Annotated in this window: 18 protein-coding genes; 6 read left to right on the forward strand and 12 right to left on the reverse strand. The window is 57.8% G+C overall.

Going from position 1 to position 20883, the window contains the following annotated elements:
- Nucleotides 1-129: 129 nt before the first annotated feature.
- The gene (locus tag WEB54_RS05525; RefSeq protein WP_368053998.1) at nt 130-1500 is read right to left on the reverse strand and encodes a glutamine synthetase family protein; all 1371 of its coding nucleotides are present in this window, start codon (nt 1498-1500) and stop codon (nt 130-132) included.
- Nucleotides 1501-1722: 222 nt separating this feature from the next.
- Between WEB54_RS05525 and WEB54_RS05530 the strand changes: the two genes are divergently transcribed.
- Entirely contained in the window at nt 1723-2634 is a 912-nt protein-coding gene (locus WEB54_RS05530) for a MurR/RpiR family transcriptional regulator (RefSeq protein WP_368054000.1), read from the forward strand.
- Between the two features lie 26 nt (nt 2635-2660).
- A complete protein-coding gene (locus WEB54_RS05535; protein ID WP_368054002.1) occupies nt 2661-3458 on the forward strand; it encodes a GMP synthase in 798 nt (265 codons plus the stop codon).
- Nucleotides 3459-3680: 222 nt separating this feature from the next.
- Here WEB54_RS05535 and WEB54_RS05540 read toward each other — a convergent pair whose 3' ends face one another.
- Both WEB54_RS05540 and WEB54_RS05545 read right to left on the reverse strand, forming a co-directional pair.
- A complete protein-coding gene (locus tag WEB54_RS05540) occupies nt 3681-4952 on the reverse strand; it encodes a D-amino acid dehydrogenase (protein ID WP_368054004.1) in 1272 nt (423 codons plus the stop codon).
- 3 nt (nt 4953-4955) lie between these two features.
- Entirely contained in the window at nt 4956-5894 is a 939-nt protein-coding gene (locus WEB54_RS05545) for an ornithine cyclodeaminase family protein (RefSeq protein ID WP_368054006.1), read from the reverse strand.
- Nucleotides 5895-6086: 192 nt separating this feature from the next.
- On the opposite strand from WEB54_RS05545, the gene WEB54_RS05550 reads away from it, so the two are divergent.
- The 3 genes from WEB54_RS05550 to WEB54_RS05560 all read left to right on the forward strand — a co-directional run bounded on the left by WEB54_RS05550 (nt 6087) and on the right by WEB54_RS05560 (nt 9576).
- Entirely contained in the window at nt 6087-6410 is a 324-nt protein-coding gene (locus WEB54_RS05550) for a hypothetical protein (RefSeq protein ID WP_368054008.1), read from the forward strand.
- A gap of 161 nt (nt 6411-6571) precedes the next feature.
- Entirely contained in the window at nt 6572-8911 is a 2340-nt protein-coding gene (locus WEB54_RS05555; RefSeq protein ID WP_368054010.1) for a 7TM diverse intracellular signaling domain-containing protein, read from the forward strand.
- 95 nt (nt 8912-9006) lie between these two features.
- On the forward strand, nt 9007-9576 hold the full coding sequence (locus WEB54_RS05560; protein WP_368054012.1) for a C40 family peptidase: 570 nt from the start codon (nt 9007-9009) through the stop codon (nt 9574-9576).
- A 190-nt stretch (nt 9577-9766) separates the two neighbouring features.
- Here the strand turns inward: WEB54_RS05560 and WEB54_RS05565 are convergent, their stop codons facing one another.
- The 9 genes from WEB54_RS05565 to coxB form a co-directional block, all read right to left on the reverse strand.
- The gene (locus WEB54_RS05565; RefSeq protein ID WP_368054014.1) at nt 9767-10801 is read right to left on the reverse strand and encodes an amino acid ABC transporter substrate-binding protein; all 1035 of its coding nucleotides are present in this window, start codon (nt 10799-10801) and stop codon (nt 9767-9769) included.
- A gap of 88 nt (nt 10802-10889) precedes the next feature.
- A complete protein-coding gene (locus WEB54_RS05570) occupies nt 10890-11732 on the reverse strand; it encodes an LEA type 2 family protein (RefSeq protein ID WP_368054016.1) in 843 nt (280 codons plus the stop codon).
- 68 nt (nt 11733-11800) lie between these two features.
- A complete protein-coding gene (locus tag WEB54_RS05575; protein WP_368054018.1) occupies nt 11801-12979 on the reverse strand; it encodes an AGE family epimerase/isomerase in 1179 nt (392 codons plus the stop codon).
- A 206-nt stretch (nt 12980-13185) separates the two neighbouring features.
- A complete protein-coding gene (locus tag WEB54_RS05580) occupies nt 13186-14130 on the reverse strand; it encodes a 2-hydroxyacid dehydrogenase (protein WP_368054020.1) in 945 nt (314 codons plus the stop codon).
- A gap of 272 nt (nt 14131-14402) precedes the next feature.
- On the reverse strand, nt 14403-15599 hold the full coding sequence (locus WEB54_RS05585) for a multidrug effflux MFS transporter (protein ID WP_368054022.1): 1197 nt from the start codon (nt 15597-15599) through the stop codon (nt 14403-14405).
- Between the two features lie 280 nt (nt 15600-15879).
- Nucleotides 15880-16686 carry a cytochrome c oxidase assembly protein gene (locus tag WEB54_RS05590; protein ID WP_368054024.1) on the reverse strand — a complete coding sequence of 269 codons (807 nt, stop codon included), beginning with the start codon at nt 16684-16686 and terminating at the stop codon, nt 15880-15882.
- A 32-nt stretch (nt 16687-16718) separates the two neighbouring features.
- On the reverse strand, nt 16719-17117 hold the full coding sequence (locus WEB54_RS05595; RefSeq protein ID WP_368054026.1) for a hypothetical protein: 399 nt from the start codon (nt 17115-17117) through the stop codon (nt 16719-16721).
- Complete coding sequence (gene ctaD / locus WEB54_RS05600) at nt 17114-19627, reverse strand: cytochrome c oxidase subunit I (protein ID WP_368054028.1); 2514 nt, start codon at nt 19625-19627, stop codon at nt 17114-17116. Before ctaD ends, WEB54_RS05595 begins: the two co-directional genes overlap by 4 nt.
- Nucleotides 19624-20301 (reverse strand): cytochrome c oxidase subunit II, encoded by a 678-nt coding sequence (coxB, locus tag WEB54_RS05605; RefSeq protein WP_368054030.1) that lies wholly within the window; start codon nt 20299-20301, stop codon nt 19624-19626. Before coxB ends, ctaD begins: the two co-directional genes overlap by 4 nt.
- Before the next feature lie 69 nt (nt 20302-20370).
- Between coxB and WEB54_RS05610 the strand changes: the two genes are divergently transcribed.
- A complete protein-coding gene (locus tag WEB54_RS05610; RefSeq protein WP_368054032.1) occupies nt 20371-20856 on the forward strand; it encodes a DUF2231 domain-containing protein in 486 nt (161 codons plus the stop codon).
- The last annotated feature ends 27 nt before the right edge of the window (nt 20857-20883 follow it).

Here is a 20883-nt window from a genome sequence, read left to right on the forward strand (position 1 = left end):
GTTAGACCGCATCCATGCGGTCTAACGGCCCCCAGTAGACGCACCCAACACTCCGGCCAGCACCAGAAAGTAAAGAACCACCTACACTACTTGCCCTGCGAATTTCTAACTCATGACACTGGCTATGGGCTAAATAATCTCAAAGTACCGCTGCAGTTCCCAATCGGTAATGGCCTTTCTGAATTCGCGCTCTTCCCATTCCCGAGTAGCCGCGTAATGATCAACAAAGGCATCGCCGAAAAGTTCGCGTGCGGCTTTTGAAGCACGCAAGCGACCGGCAGCATCCATTAGAGTTGCGGGAAGTGTTCGTTCCGGCGAGAACTCAACATCATAGGCGGTACCCGCAATCGGCGCGTCCGGCTCTATTTGATTTTCGATTCCCCATAGTCCCGACGCCAAAGCGGCAGCCAACGCAATGTAAGGGTTAATGTCAGCGGCTGAAATACGGTATTCAACCCGCTGCGACTTTGGGGAACCGGGAATGGCGCGCAAGGCACAGGTGCGGTTTTCAACGCCCCAGCTTGCCGCCGTGGGTGCCCAGGCACCGGGAATTAACCGGGTGTAACTGTTGACGGTACAGGCAATCATCGCCAGGAACTCGGGCATCAGTGCCTGCTGCCCGCCGATGAAATGGCGCATGGTTTCGGACATCCGGTGTTCGCCGCCAGCTTCGTCGTAGAACGCCGACGTGCCGTCTTTTTTATGCAGCGACAGATGCATATGGCCGCTTTGGCCAGGGTACTCTCTGGACCACTTGGCCATAAAGGTTGCCATCATGCCATTCCGCTGGGCATAAACTTTAGTGAAGGTTTTGAACAGGGCTGCTTTGTCGGCTGCATTCAGCGCGGAGTCGACCGCCAGCGCCGCTTCCAGTACACCGGGGCCAGTCTCGGTGTGAAAGCCTTCCACCGGCATGTCCAGGGCGTTGCAGTAGCCCATAAAGTCGTTGTAGAACTCGGCCATGACTGAACTGCGCAACACCGAGTACCCGAAATACCCCGGGGTGATGCTGGCCATCTTCTGATAGTGTTTTTCGCGCACTGATTTGGGGGTTTCTTCAAACAGGAAGAACTCAAATTCGCAAGCAGCCCATGCTTTGAACCCCAGGCCGTCGGCGCGATCCAGCACGCGGCGCAACAAACCACGCGGGCAGATGGTCTCGGCCAGGCCGGTAAATTCGCACAGGAAAAACAGGGTATTGCCTTCGGCTGGGATCTCCCGGCAACTGTCTGGAATGATGCGCACCCAGGCATCCGGATAGGCGGTGTGCCAACCGGTGTAATCGACGTTGTCGTACAGTTGATCGTTACTGTCCCAGCCCAGCACGACATCGCAGAAACCGAAGCCCTGTTCCAGTGCCGACAGAAACTTGCTACGACTCATGTACTTGCCACGCAGCACGCCGTCGATGTCGAATACCCCGACTTTTACCTGGCTGGCATTGCGCTCCTCGATAATCGCTTTAACGTCTTCTCGGGTTTTTACGGCTCTGGGCTGCATTAGGTACTCTCCTGTCAGCATGACCGGCGCCAGTGCGCCCTTTATTATTGTCGTCCGAGCAAGGGGCCCGCTGACCCGGCAAGAGCCCGGAATTGCGAGCCATTATGATTATATTTTGTACATTAATGTACAGCTTTGCTATACATTAGTCCATTACGTACAATTCTGTACATCACCAAATAACAAAATAATCAGCGTCTAAACAGCGTCTTCAGGATCACCATGAGCGAACTGCAGCACAACAGGTCAAACGGCGATCTGCCAGCCGGGCTCACTGTCGCCGAGCTGATCCATCGCAAACTGGACAGCCTGACACCCTCAGAACGAAAGGTAGCGCGTTTATTGCTCACCAACTACCCGGTATTGGGCCTGGACTCATTGGCCCGCTTCGCGGAAAAAGCCGAGGTCAGCCACCCCACCATCTTGCGCTTTGTCAGCAAACTCGGCATTTCAGGCTACCCCCGGTTCCAGGAACAGCTGCGCGATGAACTGAACGCCAGACTTAAATCACCCCTGGCCAAAAGCCAGCCTGAAATCAGAGCCACGCCTGGCAAGCGAGACTTTCAGGAACGATACACCGAGGCCGTTTGCCAGAACATTCGTCATTCGATGGACTCGATTCCTGCCGCTGAGTTCGACAGCATTCTGGCGCTGCTGGGCGACACCACCCAGTCTGTTTTCCTGCTGGGCGGACGCTTCACCGATTCGATCGCAACCCACACCTACATGCACTTGCGCGCGTTGCGAGCGAAAGTCAGCCACGTCACCGGCTTGCCGGTCTCCTGGTCTGAATACCTGTTGGATATGGATAAAACCTGCGTGTTGCTGGTGTTCGATATTCGCCGGTATCAGCAGGAAGTCGTTGTCTTCGCTGAAGAGGCGCAGCGCCGGGGCGCTCAGGTCGTACTGGTGACCGACCAGTGGTTATCACCGATTTCCCGCTTTGCCCAGCACGTGCTGGTCGCCCATGTTGAAGCGCCGTCCAACTGGGATTCGCTCACCGCGATCAACGTGATGATGGAAACCTTTATCGCTGCGCTGAGCAATCGATCCTGGGGGCAACTGGAAGATCGAATCGGCGACCTCGAATACATACGCTCGCTGTTTAAGAGTGACGACACCGACCGTTCGTAGTGGTCCAACTATTAAGAGGACACACCATGCGCCCAGCACAACCACTATCGTTCAAGCTTGGCATTTTACAGTGCGACCAGGTCGCGCCTGATCTCGCGGAACGCCATGGCGACTACCCGCAGATGTTTCGCAAGCTGTTTGAGTCGGTTCTGCCCGGCCTGGACTACGCCGCCTACGACCTGACCGCGCTGCAATTTCCAGAGACCCTGGACGAATGCGATGCCTGGCTGTTTACCGGCAGTAAATACAGTGTGCTCGACGACGAACCCTGGATTCACCGGGCACGTGATTTGGCTTTTGCATTGCATCAGGCACAGCGTCCGCTGATCGGCATTTGTTTTGGTCACCAGCTCATTGCCACCGCACTGGGTGGTGAAGTCACCAAATCCGACAAAGGCTGGGGCGTGGGCAACCACAGTGCGAAAATGCTGCAATGCCCGGACTGGATAACGTCGGGCTGTGACACCTTCCGGCTTCTGGTCAGCCATCAGGATCAGGTCACGGCCCTACCCGACGGCGCGCAGCGACTCGCGGGCCACGATTTTTGCCCGAACGATGTCGTGCAAATTGGCGCAACCACCCTGACGTTCCAGGGCCATCCGGAATTCAGCAAAGATTACTCGCGTGATTTGCTGAACAAGCGCCAGACCATCCTGGGGCCTCAGCTCTACCAGTCTGGTCTGCAATCACTGGAACAACCACTGGACGATCAACTCGTCGCCCAATGGATTCTGACGTTTTTACAGCAAGCCATTAGTTCCAAACGGATCGGTCAGAATCAAAGCGAAGGGTCAAGCAGCACCCACCCGAGTGGGAAAACATAAACAAACTTCTTGAACTCCCTTACTAGCTCACGTTTCGGAGTTCGGGTCGGTTTAGTGGCCATGGCCCGCGTTGGCTACCGGTGGTGCCTCTGCGGGGTCGGCGTGAATCCGTCCATGGAGCCTAGACCGAAACATCCATGTTTCGGACTACCCCGCAGAGGCACCACCGCCAGCCAACGCTCACATTGTGAGAACTCCGAAACTTAAGCTCAAGTCTGGTTATCAAAACCGCCCGGGTCGAAACGCATCGAGCTCGACGGCCGGTTGCTCACCGTCGACCAACTGCCCGACAATGTTTGCGCTGCCTGCCGACAGGGTCCAGCCAAAGGTACCGTGTGCGGTATTGATGAACAGGTTGTCGGCGGGGCCTTTGCCGATGGCCGGTGGGCCGTCGGGTGTCATCGGCCGAAACCCGGCCCAGGCTTCGGCGGTATCCAGATCCGCGGCGCCAGGAAAACGCAGATCAATCGCTCGTTTCAATGTGGCCAGGCGGCGGGCGGGAATGTCGCGGTTGAAGTCTGCCAGTTCAACAAAACCGGTCACCCGTAATCGATCATTAAGTCGCGTTGCTACGACCTTGAACTGATCATCAATCACCGACGATTGTGGTGCTTTTTCTGGGTTGATTAGCGCGGCAGTCAGCGAATACCCCTTAACCGGGTACAGTGAAAGCTTCAGCCCAAACTGCCGCCCAAGGTCTGATGACGCCACGCCAGCGCAAAGCACAAACGCATCGGCTTCCAGTTGTTCCACCGCCCCGGGTTCGTTGGCACGAGTCAGCGTCAGTGCCACTGGTTTACCGGCATCGGTGATAACTTCGGCTACAGATTGACCGTAGTGGAAAGTCACGCCCTGTTCGGCACAGAGCTCAGCCAGCGCCTGAGTGAACTGATGGCAGTCTCCGGTGCCGTCATTGGCCAAATGCAATGCACCCAAAATCGGCGGGTTGCGCGCCAGCCCCGGTTCGACTGAATAGACTTCATCGGGTTCCAGCATCTGATGCTCGATGCCCAGGCGCTGTAACAAAGCAGCGTTTTCACGCAACCCTTGCTGGCTTTTCGCGTTGCTGGCCAGCTCCATCAGCCCCCGGTGCCCCCCGGAAAAGTCGAAGGGGTGCTGTTGTTCCAGTTCAATAAAGCATTGGCGGCTATAGGCGGCCAGTTTCAGCATGGCTACCTTGTTGGCTTCGAACAACCCGGGCTTGCGGGCAAAACGCCAGGTATCCCAGAGAAAACGCAGGGTAGACAGTGACGGGGGTTGTTTCATTTTCAGCGGGCCATCGGCCGACAGCAGCCAGGGCAAGGCTTTACCGATCATCGCCGGGGAGGCCCAGGGGTAAACGTAGCCATAGCTGCGCTGGCCGGCGTTGGCCTTGCTGGTTTCCATTCCCGCCGCTGACTGGGGTTCGATTACACTGACGGTGTGACCGCGTTGCTGCAGTACCCAGGCCGTGGTTACGCCGACTACACCGGCCCCAATAACTGCTATATGCATGTTTCAGGCTCCTGCGTACTGCTGCCAGACTTCGATGGCGGCGGCTAAATCCTCCAGGGACGCGCCGACCGATTTAAACACGGTAATGTCGTCACTGTGCTCGCGGCCTGGTTTGTCACCGCGCAACACCTCAGCCAACTCGGCGCAGACATCCGCGAAGGTAAAATCGCTTTCGTCCATTGCCTGCAGTAAATCACCAGCCTCGCCGCGGGCGCCAGCGTAGGTATCGACAAAGACCTTGCCGCGCGTCATCGCCACACTGTCGGTTTCGCGCATGCTGGGCCGAAACGCCCCGACCAGATCGAGGTGCGCACCAGGCTTGAGCCAGTCGCCTTTTACCAGCGGTTCAGTCGACAGCGTTGCGCAGCTGATGATATCGGCCTTGCTCACACTGTCGGCCAAATCGGTAACAACACTGGTATCAAATCGATCCTGATACTGCTTTGCCAGGGCCTCAGCTTTGCCCCGATTGCGCCCCCAGACCTGCACCGTTCGAATCGGCCGTACACTGGCGTGAGCCTCAATCAGCATGGGCGCCAGCTTACCGGTACCGAGCACGACCAGGGTTGCCGAATCAGGATGCGCCAATTCCCGTGCGGCCAGGGCCGAGGCGGCGGCGGTGCGACGCCGGGTCAGTTCACTGCCATCGATGCAGGCCAGTGGCTGGCCGTTGTCACCGTTGCTGAGCAGATATACGCCAGCGATGGCGGGCAGACCAGCGGCGGCATTTTGCGGGTACACATTCACCATTTTCACGCCCACGTAGCCATCCATCTGCCAGGCTGGCATCAGCAACATGGTCGCTTCACCGTCTTTGCGATGCATGACGTGATGATGCCGCGGTGGTGCCTCGACGCCATCAACAAAGGCGCTCGAAATACGCTCGATCAGTGCTGGCCAGGCCAACAGGCCGGCTACCTGTTCGCTGCTAATAACCTCCATTTCAGGACTCCCTCTGTGCGGTGAACGCTTTTTTGTAAGGTTTTTCATCATACGAGGCTCACCCCTGGTTGCAAGCGTCAGGTAATTGACGGGTTTAGCCGATTCTCCTTGAAAATAACGCCCTTACTGGCTTGCAGCGTGGGTACTGTGTCTATACTCCGAAATATATATCACTGTTCGGAGTTTGCTATCGTGATGGCGCAACTGGAATACGAGTTACCGCTAGTGCTTAAACGCGCTTTCCGGGAACTGGGCACCGTGGTCCGGGTCACTGGCGACGAGCTGATTTTTGATCTCGGCATCCACACCGGCGTCGAAGTCGGCGATCTGTACCGGGTGTTCCGGCGTGGAAAGGAGATCCACGATGCGCGGGGTGACCGTTATGGTTACGTCGATGACCAGAGCGACAGTGTCCGGCTTTCACTGGAAAGCGGCTATTTGCTGGGCGCGATTGAAGAAAAGGAAGGTGTAAACATCAGTCTAAGTGTTAAGCTGGGACTGGATGCATTGTTCTGACCATGCCGATGACAAATCAAGGACAGCGGGCCACGACAAGGAACTGTTACACCAAGCCCCGTCCCGGTACCCGGCTTGCGATATGGTTTAGGTGGCTAACAATACCCGTTTTGCAACGGTGTCGTACTTTCGACCAGCCGGGAATCATCGCGTTTGGCCTTTTGGCTGTTATTCTGGCCAGTACCCCCGTCTATGCCGATAACCATGTTCAATTGTCTCAGGTGAATGGCAGCGCTACGCTGAATGCCCTGAACGGCGGGCTGTTGCCGCTGGCAACCGTGCCCAGCCTGGATGCCCTGCCACAGACCTTCGACAGCATCCCCAATTTTGGCTACGTCCGCGATGACCAGAAAGCCTGGCTGGCGTTAAGTGTCCTTAACGACACGGATCAGGCGGAGTGGTTTCTGTCGATCAACGCCGAAGCGGCTGACTACGTGGATGTGTATTCAGTACCAGCCGGGCAACCTCTGGCGCTCGACGCGCCGGTCTTCATCGCCGGTGACCGCCGCCCAAGCCACCTGCGTCGCTATTCGTTTCCGGGGTACCTGATTCCGCTGCGCATCGCACCCGGTGAATCGAGGGAGATCTACATCGCCGCTTACGGCCGCAGCACCCTGGCACTCGACGTCAGCCTGAACGATGAACTAAGCCAGCTGAACGCCTCTATCTGGGAAATGATGCTCGATGTGCTGCTGATCACACTCAGCAGTGCCATGTTGTTGTTCAACCTGGTGATGTGGCAGGTCGACCGGGACCGTTTCCGGTTCAGTTATCTGGTCTATTTAAGCGGCATCATCCTGTTTTCGGTGTACAACTCGGGCCTCGGTTACCTCTACCTCTGGCCCAACTCCACCTTCTTTCAGCAAAACGCGGCATTTTTCGGGCTGGCGATGTTTTTCTGGGGTGGCTACAGCTTTTGCCAGCATTTTTTACGCACCCGAATCCACTACCCTCGTCTGCATCGTGTTCTCAGTGGCTTGCGCTGGCTGGGCATCGCGTCCATCCCTTTTGGTTTGCTGGACCTCATCAGCCATGCGGTCACCATCGTCACCCTGGCCAATCTGATCTTCTTTGTCACCGTCATTTATCTCGGCATCAGCGCCACCTACAAGGGCCTGAATTCAGCCCCGCTGTTTCTGGTCAGTTGGTCCGGCATGGCGATCTGCTCGGTCATGTACAACCTTTATGTGCAAGGTATGTTGCCATCCAATTTCTTTGTACAGCGTGCCCTGTTATTTGGTGTGGCTTATGAATCTTTACTGATGTCAGTGGCCCAGGCGAATTATCTGCGCAACGATCATCGCCTGCGCGAACAGCGGGAAGCCGAAGCAAAAGAAGAAGCCTTGCAGACCCTGGCCCGGCTTGATCAGGCGCTACAGGATGCGCGCGATGCCAATCGCAGCAAGGATGAATTCTTACGCCTGGTCAGCCATGAACTGCGCACCCCCATCACGCACGCCCTGGGCGCACTGGAAGAACTGGCCAGCAGCTCACTGACGGCCCGGCAACAGGAATTACTGTACCTACTGCACAATGCAACCCACACCACGCATCACCAGGTTGAAAGTCTGCTCTCCTACGCCGAACTGTTGGCCTACCCGGTGGTCAGTCGCCCGGCAACGGTCAACGTGTGCGCCCGGCTCAATGATTGCAAAAACCAGCTGTCGGCGTCTTTTTCGACCCACGGTCGTGTCTGCACCCTGATAGGAGCCGACACCCTGCCTGGGGCGCTGGTGCTGGACTGGCACAACACCAAGCACATTCTGGATCACTTGCTGGACAACGCCCTAAAGCACAGTCAAACCGGCGACATTGAGATGAAGGCGCACTTTGATGATGCCGCGCAACGGTTGAACCTGACACTGCGTCAGCCCAACCCCATTGATACCATTCATACGCTGCCTGTGGCCGACCTGGCCAGCCCGGATAGCCGCTCGGAAAAACCGCCACTAACGGGCCCGACACTCAATCTTTATTTAAGCCAGGCCTTCGCTGACATTCTGGGCGCCGAGCTGACCCGGGAACAGCACGCCGACCACACCCTGACCCGGCTGAGCCTGCCCTGCACCAGCGCACCGGAGCAGGCACCGAATCCCGCCGGTACTGAGACTACACCGCTGGCCGGCCGCCGCGTACTGATCGTTGAGGACAACCTGCTCAACCTGAAGTTGCTGACGGCCATTCTGGAGCGGGAACGGTGTAACCTGGACGTTGCCTACGATGGTGTGGGTGCGGTTGAGCAGGCTGCATCAGCCCGCTACGACTTCATTCTGATGGACTGTCAGATGCCGAAGATGGATGGCTTTGAAGCCACCCGGCAGATTCGTAACAGCAACGGCCCCAATGCCGACACTCCCATTCTGGCGATCACCGCCAACACCATGGAGCGCGACCGCGACGAAGCCTTCGCTGCCGGCATGGACGATCTGATCCCCAAACCCTTCTCCCGGCCGATGCTGGTCGAGCGCCTTCTCTACTGGCAACAGGGTCGCCCAACCTGACTGCCGGCTGAACCCGGACCACCCTCTTTACACGCGGTGACTGGCCCGGACGGGCATCACCGGGTAAGGTTGCTATACAGAGTTTTGACAGACCGATGACGATGCACACCAAACCGATGTCCCCAGCCAATACCGCGCTCCCGCCGTGCCACAGGCATAACCTGCTGCTGATCGCCACCGCCAGCCTTTTTCTAGCCGGGTGTGCCGGTTATCAGAGCTATGAAGCTGGCTCTGCCCCCAGAATCGCCGTTACCGGTCAGACTGCTTCAACGCCCTCTTCTGCCCCAGCCAACGAGTCTTCCGTTGTTCGCCAGTTGCAGCAGGTCTACCAGCGTTACCAAGGTACACCCTATCGCTATGGCGGGACGACGCAGGCCGGTTTCGACTGCTCGGGGTTTATCGTCACAGCATATCGGGAAGGGCTGAATCGCACTTTACCCCGCACCACCGAGATGATGCTCAGCCAGGGGCAGTTTGTACGGCGGGATCAATTGCGTGAGGGCGATATCGTTTTCTTCCGCATCGGCGGCAAGGACCAGCATGCAGGCATTTATTTGGGTGATAACCGGTTTATTCATTCGGCCACCTCGGTCGGGGTTACCGAGTCATCGCTCGGCAACGCCTACTGGCAGCAACGGTATTCGCAGGCGAGACGTTTTCTTTAGTGACTCGAGTTTCAGAGTTCGCCACCAACTGAGTGCCAGGTGCCGGGTGTGCCTATCCGGGGTAGTCCGCAACATGGATGTTGCGGTCTAGGCCCCATGGACGGGTTTACGCCGACCCCGGATAGGCACACCCGGTGCCTGGCACGGACTTCTGGCAACACAACTAAGCCGAACTCCAAAACTCAAGTAGCTACCTCAGCGGTGGCGCGTACAGCAAGCCGCCCCTGTTCCATAATTGATTCAAGCCGCGCTCGAACCCGAGCGGCGAATTAACCCCGACATTTCGTTCAAACACTTCACCATAATTGCCCACCTGACGGATTATTTGGTACGCCCAGCCGGCTGAAATACCCATGGCACGCCCAGTGTCGGCATTAACACCGAGCATGCGCTGAATTACCGGCTTGGGGGATTCACGCATCGCGTCGACGTTGCTCTGGCTGACGCCGTACTCTTCGGCGTTGACCATGGCATACACCGTCCACTTGACGATGTTGTACCACTGCATATCATCCTGACGCACCGCAGGGCCCAGAGGCTCCTTGGAAATAACGTCGGGCAGAATGAGGGCTGAATCCGGGCTTCTCAGCCGGGTTCGCTGGGCATACAGCTGGGACACATCGGAGGTTAAGACGCTGCACCGACCCGCTTCAAAACCACGCATGGTCTGATCAGAGGTGGCAAATACCACCGGCTGATAGTTCATACCCGTTTCCCGAAAATAGTCGGCGACATTCAGCTCACTGGTGGTGCCACCCTGAATGCAAATGGCCGCGCCATCGAGATCCGACAGCCCGGTGATCCCCGAAGATTGGCTGACCATAAAGCCCTGTCCATCGTAGAACACGATGCCCGCGAAGATCATACCCAGGGTCGTGTCCCGGGCGTGGGTCCAGGTGGTGTTGCGCGACAGCATGTCTACCTCGCCCGAGCTAAGCGCATTGAACCGGTCGCTAGGGGGCAGTGGTGTGTAGCGTACTTTTCCGGCGTCTCCGAGTACGGCCGCTGCGACGGCCCGGCATATGTCGACATCCAGACCGCTCCAGCGGCCTTCGGCATCGGGGTTCGAGAAGCCGGGAATGCCAGTCGAGACGCCGCAGTCGAGGTAGTTTTTGCTGCGCACTTCGCTGAGTGTTGAGGCCTGCGATGCAGCGGCCAACAGCATCAACCCGGCCAATGCCCCCATAAAACGACGCCCTGCGGGCACTACGACACTGCTCTGCATGCTTAACCCCAAAATAACGGCCTGGCTGGTTAGCCGGGAATAGTCACCGGAACAGACTCACTGTAGCAGCCTGAACGCCGCTTATCATTTACTGGCTGACCGATCCGGTCAAGGCTGGCAAATCAAGACCGAGATCGGGGCTGCGCATATTGCCAGACCAGTTCATGCCGAGACTCGCCGGCCATTCACCGCTGCGCAAAGCTTCCAGCAGGGAAATACCGAGGCCGCCAAAACCGAGCGATACCTCTGTGGTCTGGCGCTGGGTCACGCCCGCGCCGATGTCCATTCCGGAGAGCGACAGCCGGGACAGGCTACGCCCGTCGGCTTCGATACCGACGTCAAAAGGCCCGGTCGCCAGATCGAAGCGGTTCGGGTTGGTGACCACCAGGTCCAGTGCCAGGGTCAGGCTGGTAAAGCCGATGTTTTCCACGCGCCAGTCTGCGAGCGTTACTTGCGGGGATTTTGGCACCGGCACGGTAAAGTCGTGCGACCAGTCGAGCTGGCGTGGGCCCAGCACCGGCACCGACAATGTCGGTTGCAGTTTCAGTTCAAGGTTGGCTTCGCCAGCGGCATAGGCATCGCGCGCGCGTTGCAACAAGCCTGCGGCGGTGACGGTCCAGTCGAATTCGAGTGTGGTTGAGGAGCGCGCAGCCAGGCCATTGAGTGTGGGTGTACCCAGGTCGATCCAGGGTTCACCATCGAGCCAGAGCTGGGCAGCGAATTCGGTGATAGGCAAGCGATAGGCATTGGGGTTGCTCAGCGTTACCCGGCTGGAGCCGTTAACGCCGGTCCAGGTGATGCCGGTCAGTCGGGTGGATTGGTGCTCGAAGTCGGGCTGACGATAGGCACTGTCCACCCCAAAACCGGCGCAGCCGCTGAGTATGAACACGGTGGCGATCAGGCCACCCAGACTTATCCATTGCTGACGCATAGTGTCGTTTCCATTAAATGGGGAAAGCCCCACTCTACTGGATCTAACCCGGTAGGTCGCGCCTCAGGTCAGCAATTTTCAATAACCCGCAGAACTTCCAAGCAGGCGCATAACGTATGGTAATCACACTTTGCACCGGCGGCGCTCTTCTCGCTGGAAACGTTGCGGTTGTCCCGATACAGCACCCGGAACCAGGCGCCGTAGTCGTGATCGACAAAGTGATCCCAGCTGTATTGCCAGAGTTGCTGGTAGCAGTCCCGGTAATGCTCGTCTTCTGTTGCCTGTAATAGCAGAGCAGCGGCGGCAAAACTTTCAGCTTGCACCCAGAAATATTTGTCGTCATCGCACCACTTTCCTTGCGGGTCGAAGCCGTAAACCAGGCCGCCGTGTTCGGCATCCCAACTGGTTGTCCAGGCGCGGTCAAATAAGCTTTTTGCGCGTTCGATGTAACGGGGTTGCGGGTCGTGGCGATGGAGCATCAGCAGTAACTTGGTCCACTCGGTCTGGTGACCGGGTTGAAAACCCCAGGGCCGGTAGAGGTTTTTCGGATCGTCTTTATTGTAGTCCCAATCAATGCTGAAGTCGGGTGTGTAGTGCTCCCAGACCAGGCCGTCGGTCAGATCAGCCTGGCGGAAGGCGATGTTGTTGGCGAGGGTTTTGGCGCGTTCAAGAAAACGCGAGTCCTGGCTGGCTTCATAGGCGGCGATCATGGCTTCGCACAAATGCATGTTCGAGTTTTGGCCACGGTAGTCACTGAGCACACCGTCGGCGCTGAGTTCGTCGGCGTACAGACCCTGGTCGGCTTGCCAGAAGCGTTGCTCCAGTAAGTCGTAGGTGCGGTGCAGTGGGTCGGCATTGTGGATAACACCGGCTTTCAAGCAGGCAGAGTAGGCAAGCAACACGAACGCATAGCCGTAGGCTTGTTGGGTGAGGTCTTCGGGTTCGTGGTCGCGCAGGGTCCAGGCGTACAGGCCCTCTTCTTCGCGCCAGTGCACCTGTTCGACGTAGTCGAGCCCGCGTCGGGCACGAAGGCGGTACTCTTCGAGGTCGAAATGCAGACCAGCCAGAGCGTAGTTCACCACTAGGCGGGTGCTACTGACCAGTTGGCGAAAGCCGGGGTCGAAAACATCGCCGTTGTCATAGTAATTATGAAAAAAACCACCGCTCGGGTCGTCCACTCTGGGGTCATAAAACGCCAGAATAGACTGGCAATGCTGGTTCAGAAAATCACGATCGTAAAAGTTCACTGAGCGGTCCTCTTTTTGGGTTGTCTTAACTCAAGTTCCACAGGTTAATTTGGCTACATCGCCTAGAGCCCTATCGGACTTGAAAAAACCGCCATCCAGCCCCTCATTCTTAATGGCGACGTACCTTAACGGGCATTGCACAACGAGTGGGTTGTGTGGTGATTTCCATGCGACATGGCGCCACTACATCTCCTGAGCGGACCTGATTAAACCCGGCGATGGAGCAGTACCTCGCCGGCCATCAACCGCTGAATGTTATCGGCTGCACCCTGCATAATGCCCTCAACCGACCGGTCACTTAACCCGGAGACATGCGGCGACGTCAGCACATTCAACGCAAAAATCGGGTCATTCGGATCGGGCGGTTCCTGCCAGAACACATCCAGTGCCGCACCAGCCAAATGGCCGTCGACGAGGGCAGTCTGCAACGCCTCGCGTTCGACCAGACCGCCGCGTCCGACATTGATCAGATAGCTGCCGGGTTTCATTTGGCGAAACCGCCCGGCATTAAACAGATGATGCGTCTGGTCCGTATCTGGCAGCGTCAGCAGCACCAGGTCGGACTGTTCCAGCAGGTGCGGCAACTCGGCCAGGCTACCCAACCAGTCCAGCCCAAATTCCGACGTCAGAACGGCAGCCGGTTCACGCTTGATCGCCATCTGTCGTACCCCAAAACCGGACAACCGACGACTGACCGCCTGCCCGATGGCGCCAAACCCAACAATGCCTACCGTCGCGCCCATCAAGCTGCGACCAACCGGCACACCTAACTGTTTTTTCTGGCGCTGTTCCGCGTGTTCAGCGGTACGACGCATCAACGCCAGCATAAAATAGATGACCATCTCAGCCACTGAATCGGCATTGCCTGACACATCGGTCGGCACATTGGCCACCGCTATACCTTTCGCTTTAGCCGCATCCAAATCCACCCCTTCCAGGCCGGCGCCGATCTGCTGAATCAATTGCAACCGATCCGCTGTTTGCAACAGATCCGCATCAATACGACTCATGGTGGGAATCACCACATCGTACCCGGTGAGGCTGCTGGGGTTGAGACCCCTGGCGGTAAAAGTGACATCGGGCAAACAGGTGCGAAAACGATGCAGAATCCCGCCCCAGGCATCTTCCGGGGCTGCAAATAGAACCTTCATTGGAAACCCTGAATGTAAGTGTTCAAATAGGCTAACGTATTTCCAACTGAATGGCTTGCTGCACGTCCCCCAATGCTCGACGCTTAACGCCAGTCACCAAACCCATACTCTACGTAAACACCGGGTTCATCCGGCAATGCACGCCGGGTATGGCGACCGTAGACCTATTAGCGTCCATCGCGGTAACCGCCTCCTCCGATAAACCGCGCAGTAGTTTAATCATCGTATGAATTTCTTCAGTCGATTGTTGCGAACGGTTGGTCAGTACATCCTTAGGCGGCCACCCCCTGTGGCGTTCCGCGCAGAGTCAACAGCGACAAACCCGCTGCCACCACTGAGCACAGTGCGATGGCCGCCGTCAGCATCAGCGGGGTACCGTCGAACACCACACTGACTACCGCAATGGCTAATGCGCCCAGCATCATTTGCAGGGTGCCGCCCAGGGCCGCTGCCGTACCGGCAATCGGACCGTGGTCTTCCAGTGACAGCACCATGGACGTTGGCACCACCAGACCGAGGAAGGCGTAAGTCGTAATCAGCATCGCTACCAGCAGCGGAAAGCTGTCGTTCCCCAAAACCACCAGCATAAACATCAGACAAGCCGAGGTGGCGTAACCGGCTACGGCCCATTTGACCACGGTGATCGAGCCGAAACGGGCGCCGAGGTTGGCCCCGAGCTGGCTGGTGATAAAGAAACCCAGGGCATTCAGTGCGAAGGCAAGACTGAACTGGAGCGGCGTCAGGCCATAGTAGCCGGTATACAGGAACGAGGCCGTCGCCAGAAAAGCAAAGAAGCTGGCCATGCCCATGCCACCGATTAGCGTCAGGCCCATGTATCCCGGGTCCCGGAGCAACACGCCGAAGGCTTTCAGCATGGCGTTGAAACGAAAGGGTGCGCGGTCTGCCGGGGCCAGCGTTTCCTTCAGCGCGAAGCCGGTTAGCAACAGGCCCAGCACCGTGGCGACAGCGACCGCCAGGAAGACGGCGCGCCAGCCAAACGGCACGATGATCGCGGTGCCCATCAAGGGGGCTAACATCGGTGAAATGGCGATCACCAGCATGATGGTAGACATCAGACGGGTCGCTTCGACGCCGGTATAGCGGTCACGGATGACGGCGCGTGGTATCGACATGACCGCAGCAGCGCCCACACCCTGGACAAAGCGCAAGGCGATCAGCCATTCGATGGTGGGCGCGAACGCACAACCAATCGACGCCACACCAAAGATGCCGAGGCCAAAATAGAGTGGTGGCTTGCGGCCAAACACATCGGAAGCCGGGCCGTAAAACAGCTGGCAAATGCCGAACGCAATAAAAAAAGACATCAAGGTCCACTGAGAAGCGGATACCGACGCTCTCAAGTCTTCGCTGATGGCTGGCATGGCGGGCAGGTACATATCAATGGCGAAGGGGCCAATCCAACTAAGCAGGCCGAGCACCAGAGCCATTTTAATCATGTCGGTTTTCACAGAATATTCCTTTGGAAACGGGGGGTGTTTAGACAGCCGAGAGCCGGCAATGGTAACGCTTTCTTAAGTCAGTTCCACGACAGTTCAGCGTTCTTCCTGTATTGGTCGGGCCAGCGTCCCTGAAATCGACAGGATCCCATTAATAAACATCCGGCGAAAAACTGAGCGCCCGGAAACAAAGCCGAACACCCATCACATTACAACAGTCAAAAACGGTGAGAATTGTAGAGTCGATAGCTTCCTATGTGCATGCCCTATAAGTCATGATTCGTCACGCAGTCTATTCTTTAGCTACCGCTACCGATCGCATCCGACGTTCAAGCTCACGCAGCCACTGGTGGCTGACCCACCCTGCGGCGATCAAATAAGTAATACCACCGCCAACCCACATAATCAGGCCTGCCAGTTGCTGGTCCTGAATACTGCGTGCTTCGTCATAGAGCAGGCCATCGGCGAAGGTGAGCACGGCACCGAGAAAGCCGGTGTGCATCAGGGTAAACAACACGGCGAGCAGGGCGAACGGACGGGTGTGTCGGCCGCCGAGCAACACGGCCCACCAAAAACCGATCGCCGTCACCAGAAAACTCAGATGCTCCGCCCAGTGCCACCAGGGCCGCTCGACTGCCAGCATGTAAGGCTTCGGGAGGTGCCAGAACCAGACGGCGGCCGCATGCAGATAGGCCAGGGTCAGCGGATGCTGATTGACCCGTGCCATCCGATGCCAGCGGGTGAGACGTTTCAGGCCCGCATGAAACCACTGCGGAAAAGGGCGGGACAACACCCAAAGCGGCGCAATAATGATCATCATCAGCATGTGCTGCACCATGTGGGCAGCGGTACTGCTTTTGGCCCAATCATCAAGTGGGCCCATCAACGTGACTAGCGCCACCACACAGGCAAAGTGAAATATAATAGCGCGCCCGCGCGGTGGCGCATGACGACTCTGCCCGACCAGGTAGAGCGTCCACAAGCCACCCAGCAACAGCAGATTCACAGCACCGTCCCAACGCGCCGAGCCCTCGCTGGTGATGGGGTCATGTGCCCACCCCGTCAGGGGCAGCCACCAGAGAGCAGCAAACAGGGTCATTGAAATGACCAACGTTCTCTCGGATTGATTACTCAAACGCATGGCGGCAACACAAGCAGTGGCCACAGGACGATGAACGTGGCGATAGCAGAGACGGCATACAAGCCGGCAGCGATGCGTGCAATGAACCAGGCCTGCCGCGTGTTCAAAGCGGTGGCGCTGGCGCTGCTTCCTGTGCTTCGCCAGCAGGTCTTTGCACCCCACGCCAGCCCCAGAGCGATCAGCAGCGTGATCAGACCGAGCATCAGATTAATTGGATTAAACGCTCCCACTATCGGGTCCGGCGCTGCCAGCTTGCAGGCCACAGCCTGGCTGCCGTAGACCACAACAAACCAGACACACCAGACCGTGAGCCCGATAACCAGTTGCGCCGGATGGCCAGTCGATATTCCCGGCTGCCTTGCTATCGCATTTTTTTTGGTATGTTTCATGGCGAGGGACCCCAGGCCATGGGCAGCAGCGCAAACAGCGCCAGGCTCACCCAGAATATGCCGGTGGTATAAAGCCAGAACGGCCAGACAACCTGGGGTTCATAAGGCAAGTGGGCACTCACATACCCGAGCCGGGTTCGCCAGGCCTGCAGCGCCGTGATGATCACGGCCAACACACTGTGAAACAGCAAAAACAACACCATAAAAAAGAGCACCGCATCGTGGGCACTTTCCGTAATGGCCAGTGGTGCCGTCCAGAGCACAAAGATGAGTGACAGAATATGCAGCACCCCCAGCCCGGTAGCCTGCCAGAGCCCGGCTAGAACGCCGGTATCAACCCGTCGTGCCAGTCGCCGTGCCTGCTGCCGAAAACGCAGGCTGGCCAAGGTCAGCAGAATGCCGCTGAGTGCCAGGCCCCAAATACTTAGTGGTCCGGCATCCGGTGCCGACCACTGGGGAGAGGCCGTCCACAGGTAAAACCAGCCGAACAGCAGTGAGAGGTAAAGTGTGCCATCTGCCAGCAACGTGATGATCATGCCCCAGCGCCCCGGGCCATCGGTGGTTCTGGATTCCAGAAGGCATTCACCTGGCGGTTCCTGAGTCAGTGGCGCTGCTGTGGGGTGGCCTCCATTCTCCCAACTCCAGCGGAACAAAGGCAACGCCGCCAGTACCACACACACTAACGCCAGCAGATACCAGCCCAACAACAGGCTGATACAGAGCAGCGCCAAAGTCCCGGCAGCCAGCAGCGGCAGCCAGGAGTTGGTCGGCAACTGGCAGATTTCGCTGGGTTCTCCGGTAACCGCATCGGTACCCCAGGTCTCGCGGCGGCCATGTTCAATACTGGCCAGACTGCCCTCGCCTGCCTGCAGTCGCTCACCCAGTTCGGGGTTATCCCACACTGGGTGGCGGGATTGAATGCGGGGCAAAGATACGAAATTGTAAGGTGCTGGCGGTTGCTCCAGCACCCACTCCAGGGTGTCTGCATGCCAGGGGTTGCGCGAAGCCTTGCGCCCAAAATGGTAGTGCATCAGCAGATCCAGCAGCACCAGAGCAACACCGGCCGCCATGATGAACCCGCCGACTGAAGACAACAGATTCAACCAGTCCCAGCCCAGACCCGCCTCGTAGGTGTAGATCCGGCGTGGCATGCCGAGCAGGCCAGTGAGGTGCATCAGCAGAAAGGTGATATTGAACCCGATGAAGGTCAGCCAGAAGCCCCACTGACCTATTCGCTGCGAAGGCATGCGCCCGGACACCAGCGGCAGCCAGTAATACAGGCCCGCCATCAGCGGGAAGAACATGCCGCCGACCAGCACATAATGCATGTGTGCCACCACAAAGTGCGTATCGTGCACCTGCCAGTTGAACGGCACCAGCGCCAGCATAACGCCGGTCAGGCCACCACACACGAAGATGACCAGAAAGCCCATGATCCACAGCATGGGCAGACGGAACACCACCTTGCCCATCCACAAAGTAGCCAGCCAAACGAACACCTGTATCGCCGTGGGCACCGCCACCATCATGCTGGCCACGGAGAAAAAGGCCTGAGCCAGCTGGGGAATGCCCACGGTAAACATGTGGTGCACCCAGAGCCCGAAACTGATGAAACCGGTGAGAATGATCGATAGTACAACCCATCGATAACCCACCAGCGGTCGCCCGGAAAACACCGGAATCAGCGTCGACACAATACCGGCAGCCGGTAGGAAGATGATGTAAACCTCGGGGTGTCCAAACAGCCAAAACAGGTGTTGCCACAGCAACGGGTCACCACCGGCGGTGACATCAAAGAACGGCATACCAGCGGCACGCTCCAGTTCCAGCAGAATACTGGCGAGAATCAGCGGCGGAAAACCGAACACGATCATCAGCGCCATGGCCAGAATATACCAGCAGAAGATCGGCATCTGGCTCAGTGTCATGCCGGGCGCGCGCGTACGCAGAATGGAGACAGTAAGTTCGATGCCAGCCGCCATGGCGGAGACCTCGACAAAGGTAATGCCTAGCAACCAGAAATCAGACCCGGGGCCGGGCGAAAAGGTATTGCTGCTCAGTGGCGTATACATGAACCAGCCGGAGTCCGGCGCGACGCCAAGAAACAGGCTCGACATAATGATAATGCCGCCGAACAGATAACAGTAATAGCCCAGTGAACTGATGCGCGGAAACACCAGATCGCGCGCGCCGATAAGCTTGGGAATCAGATACATGGCCAGACCTTCCAGCACCGGAATGGCGAACAGAAACATCATCACCGTGCCATGCATGGTGAAGGCCTGATTATAAAGCTCGACGCTGATCAGGTTCTGCTCGGGCAAAGCCAACTGGGTGCGCACCAGCATGGCCAGCATGCCTCCGATCAGGAAGAAAACCATTCCTGTGACCATAAAGCGCAAGCCGACGGTGCTGTGGTTCACCGCCGACAAGCTGCCCCACCCCGGCAGGTTGGCCCAGACCCGATTCAGCTCGCGAACCAATCCGGCCTGTTCTGAAGTATCGGTCATTCTGCACCCTCCTGAACCTGCTGCTGCCAGGTGAGGAAGTCGTTTGCAGAATGGGCGGTTATGGTGAATTGCATATGGGCATGGCCGATGCCACAGAACTCGGTACAGCTGCCCCGATAAACACCGGGTTCATCGGCCTGCAAACGCAGCACATTGATACGGCCGGGAATCATGTCCATCTTGCCGCCAAGGCGGGGTACCCAGAAGGAATGAATCACATCCGTGCTGCGCAGAACCACATCGACCGGGGTACCCACCGGGATGTGCACTTCATCGGTTAAGCCGATGTTCTGTTCCGGATAATACACGGCCCACCACCACTGATGACCAGTGACTTCAATCTGCAGTACCGCGCCAGTCTCCGGTGGCAATGGCAGCATGCGATGCCCGACCGGAATACCAAACGCCAGCAACAGCGCGATACTGCCCAACGGCAAAGCGAGCCCGCCCCAGATGACCCAACGATTCTGCATCACCTGAGCCGATTGTTGATCCGGGTGCGAAGCGGGACGGCGGATGGCATAAACCCACAGGGCGGTTACCACCATCAGCACCAGGGTGGCGAAACCAAACATGGCCCACCACAGACCGGCAACGTCACGGGCGGAAGGCCCGGCCGGGTCCAATGTAGAAAACGGACCGCGGCAGGCCGACAACAGCAAGCAGATAACCACCGCACCTGCTAGGCTGTTTCTGCCTGATAGGAAAACTCTGGATAGCTGACGTCCACCAAAGGATGCCCCATGCCCCTGCAACCCATCGCCAGTCGAATGGCCATCATCGGCCACCCCATTCACCCGGTTCTGATCCACGTGCCGGTTGGGGCTCTGTTGGGGCTCGTCGCCACCGATATGGCCTACCTGTGGACCGGTGATTTTTTCTGGGCTCGTGCCAGCCTGTGGCTGGCTGGCGTTGGGGCACTGGGCGGCTGGTTGTCTGGCACGGTGGGCCTCATTGATCTGCTCATCGTACCCAGAATTCGGCGACTCATTGCCGCCTGGTGTCATGCCATTCTGGCGATCATGTTGCTGTCGCTGGCATCGCTGAACTGGTTGTTGCGGGTGGGGGAACCCACGGCTGCCATCTGGCCCTGGGGGGTGTATTTGTCTTTGCTCACCAGTGGGCTGATTGCGCTCACCGGGTTCTTCGGCGGAAAACTGGTTTACGAATACGCCGTGGGTGTCGACATTGACGAAGCGCAACGTAAGCACTCGACGGCGGTTGAGTAACGGTGCAAAGATTTCAAGCAATTCATT

This window comes from Saccharospirillum sp., assembly GCF_040881935.1.
GTDB lineage: Bacteria > Pseudomonadota > Gammaproteobacteria > Pseudomonadales > Natronospirillaceae > Saccharospirillum.

Coding starts and splice junctions, on each gene's coding strand:
- WEB54_RS05525 (WP_368053998.1), bottom strand. CDS start 1,500: ATGCAGCCCAGAGCCGTAAAAACCCGAGAAGACGTTAAAGCGATTATC.
- WEB54_RS05530 (WP_368054000.1), top strand. CDS start 1,723: ATGAGCGAACTGCAGCACAACAGGTCAAACGGCGATCTGCCAGCCGGG.
- WEB54_RS05535 (WP_368054002.1), top strand. CDS start 2,661: ATGCGCCCAGCACAACCACTATCGTTCAAGCTTGGCATTTTACAGTGC.
- WEB54_RS05540 (WP_368054004.1), bottom strand. CDS start 4,952: ATGCATATAGCAGTTATTGGGGCCGGTGTAGTCGGCGTAACCACGGCC.
- WEB54_RS05545 (WP_368054006.1), bottom strand. CDS start 5,894: ATGGAGGTTATTAGCAGCGAACAGGTAGCCGGCCTGTTGGCCTGGCCA.
- WEB54_RS05560 (WP_368054012.1), top strand. CDS start 9,007: ATGACGATGCACACCAAACCGATGTCCCCAGCCAATACCGCGCTCCCG.
- WEB54_RS05565 (WP_368054014.1), bottom strand. CDS start 10,801: ATGCAGAGCAGTGTCGTAGTGCCCGCAGGGCGTCGTTTTATGGGGGCA.
- WEB54_RS05570 (WP_368054016.1), bottom strand. CDS start 11,732: ATGCGTCAGCAATGGATAAGTCTGGGTGGCCTGATCGCCACCGTGTTC.
- WEB54_RS05580 (WP_368054020.1), bottom strand. CDS start 14,130: ATGAAGGTTCTATTTGCAGCCCCGGAAGATGCCTGGGGCGGGATTCTG.
- WEB54_RS05590 (WP_368054024.1), bottom strand. CDS start 16,686: ATGACCCTGTTTGCTGCTCTCTGGTGGCTGCCCCTGACGGGGTGGGCA.
- WEB54_RS05595 (WP_368054026.1), bottom strand. CDS start 17,117: ATGAAACATACCAAAAAAAATGCGATAGCAAGGCAGCCGGGAATATCG.
- ctaD (WP_368054028.1), bottom strand. CDS start 19,627: ATGACCGATACTTCAGAACAGGCCGGATTGGTTCGCGAGCTGAATCGG.
- WEB54_RS05610 (WP_368054032.1), top strand. CDS start 20,371: ATGCCCCTGCAACCCATCGCCAGTCGAATGGCCATCATCGGCCACCCC.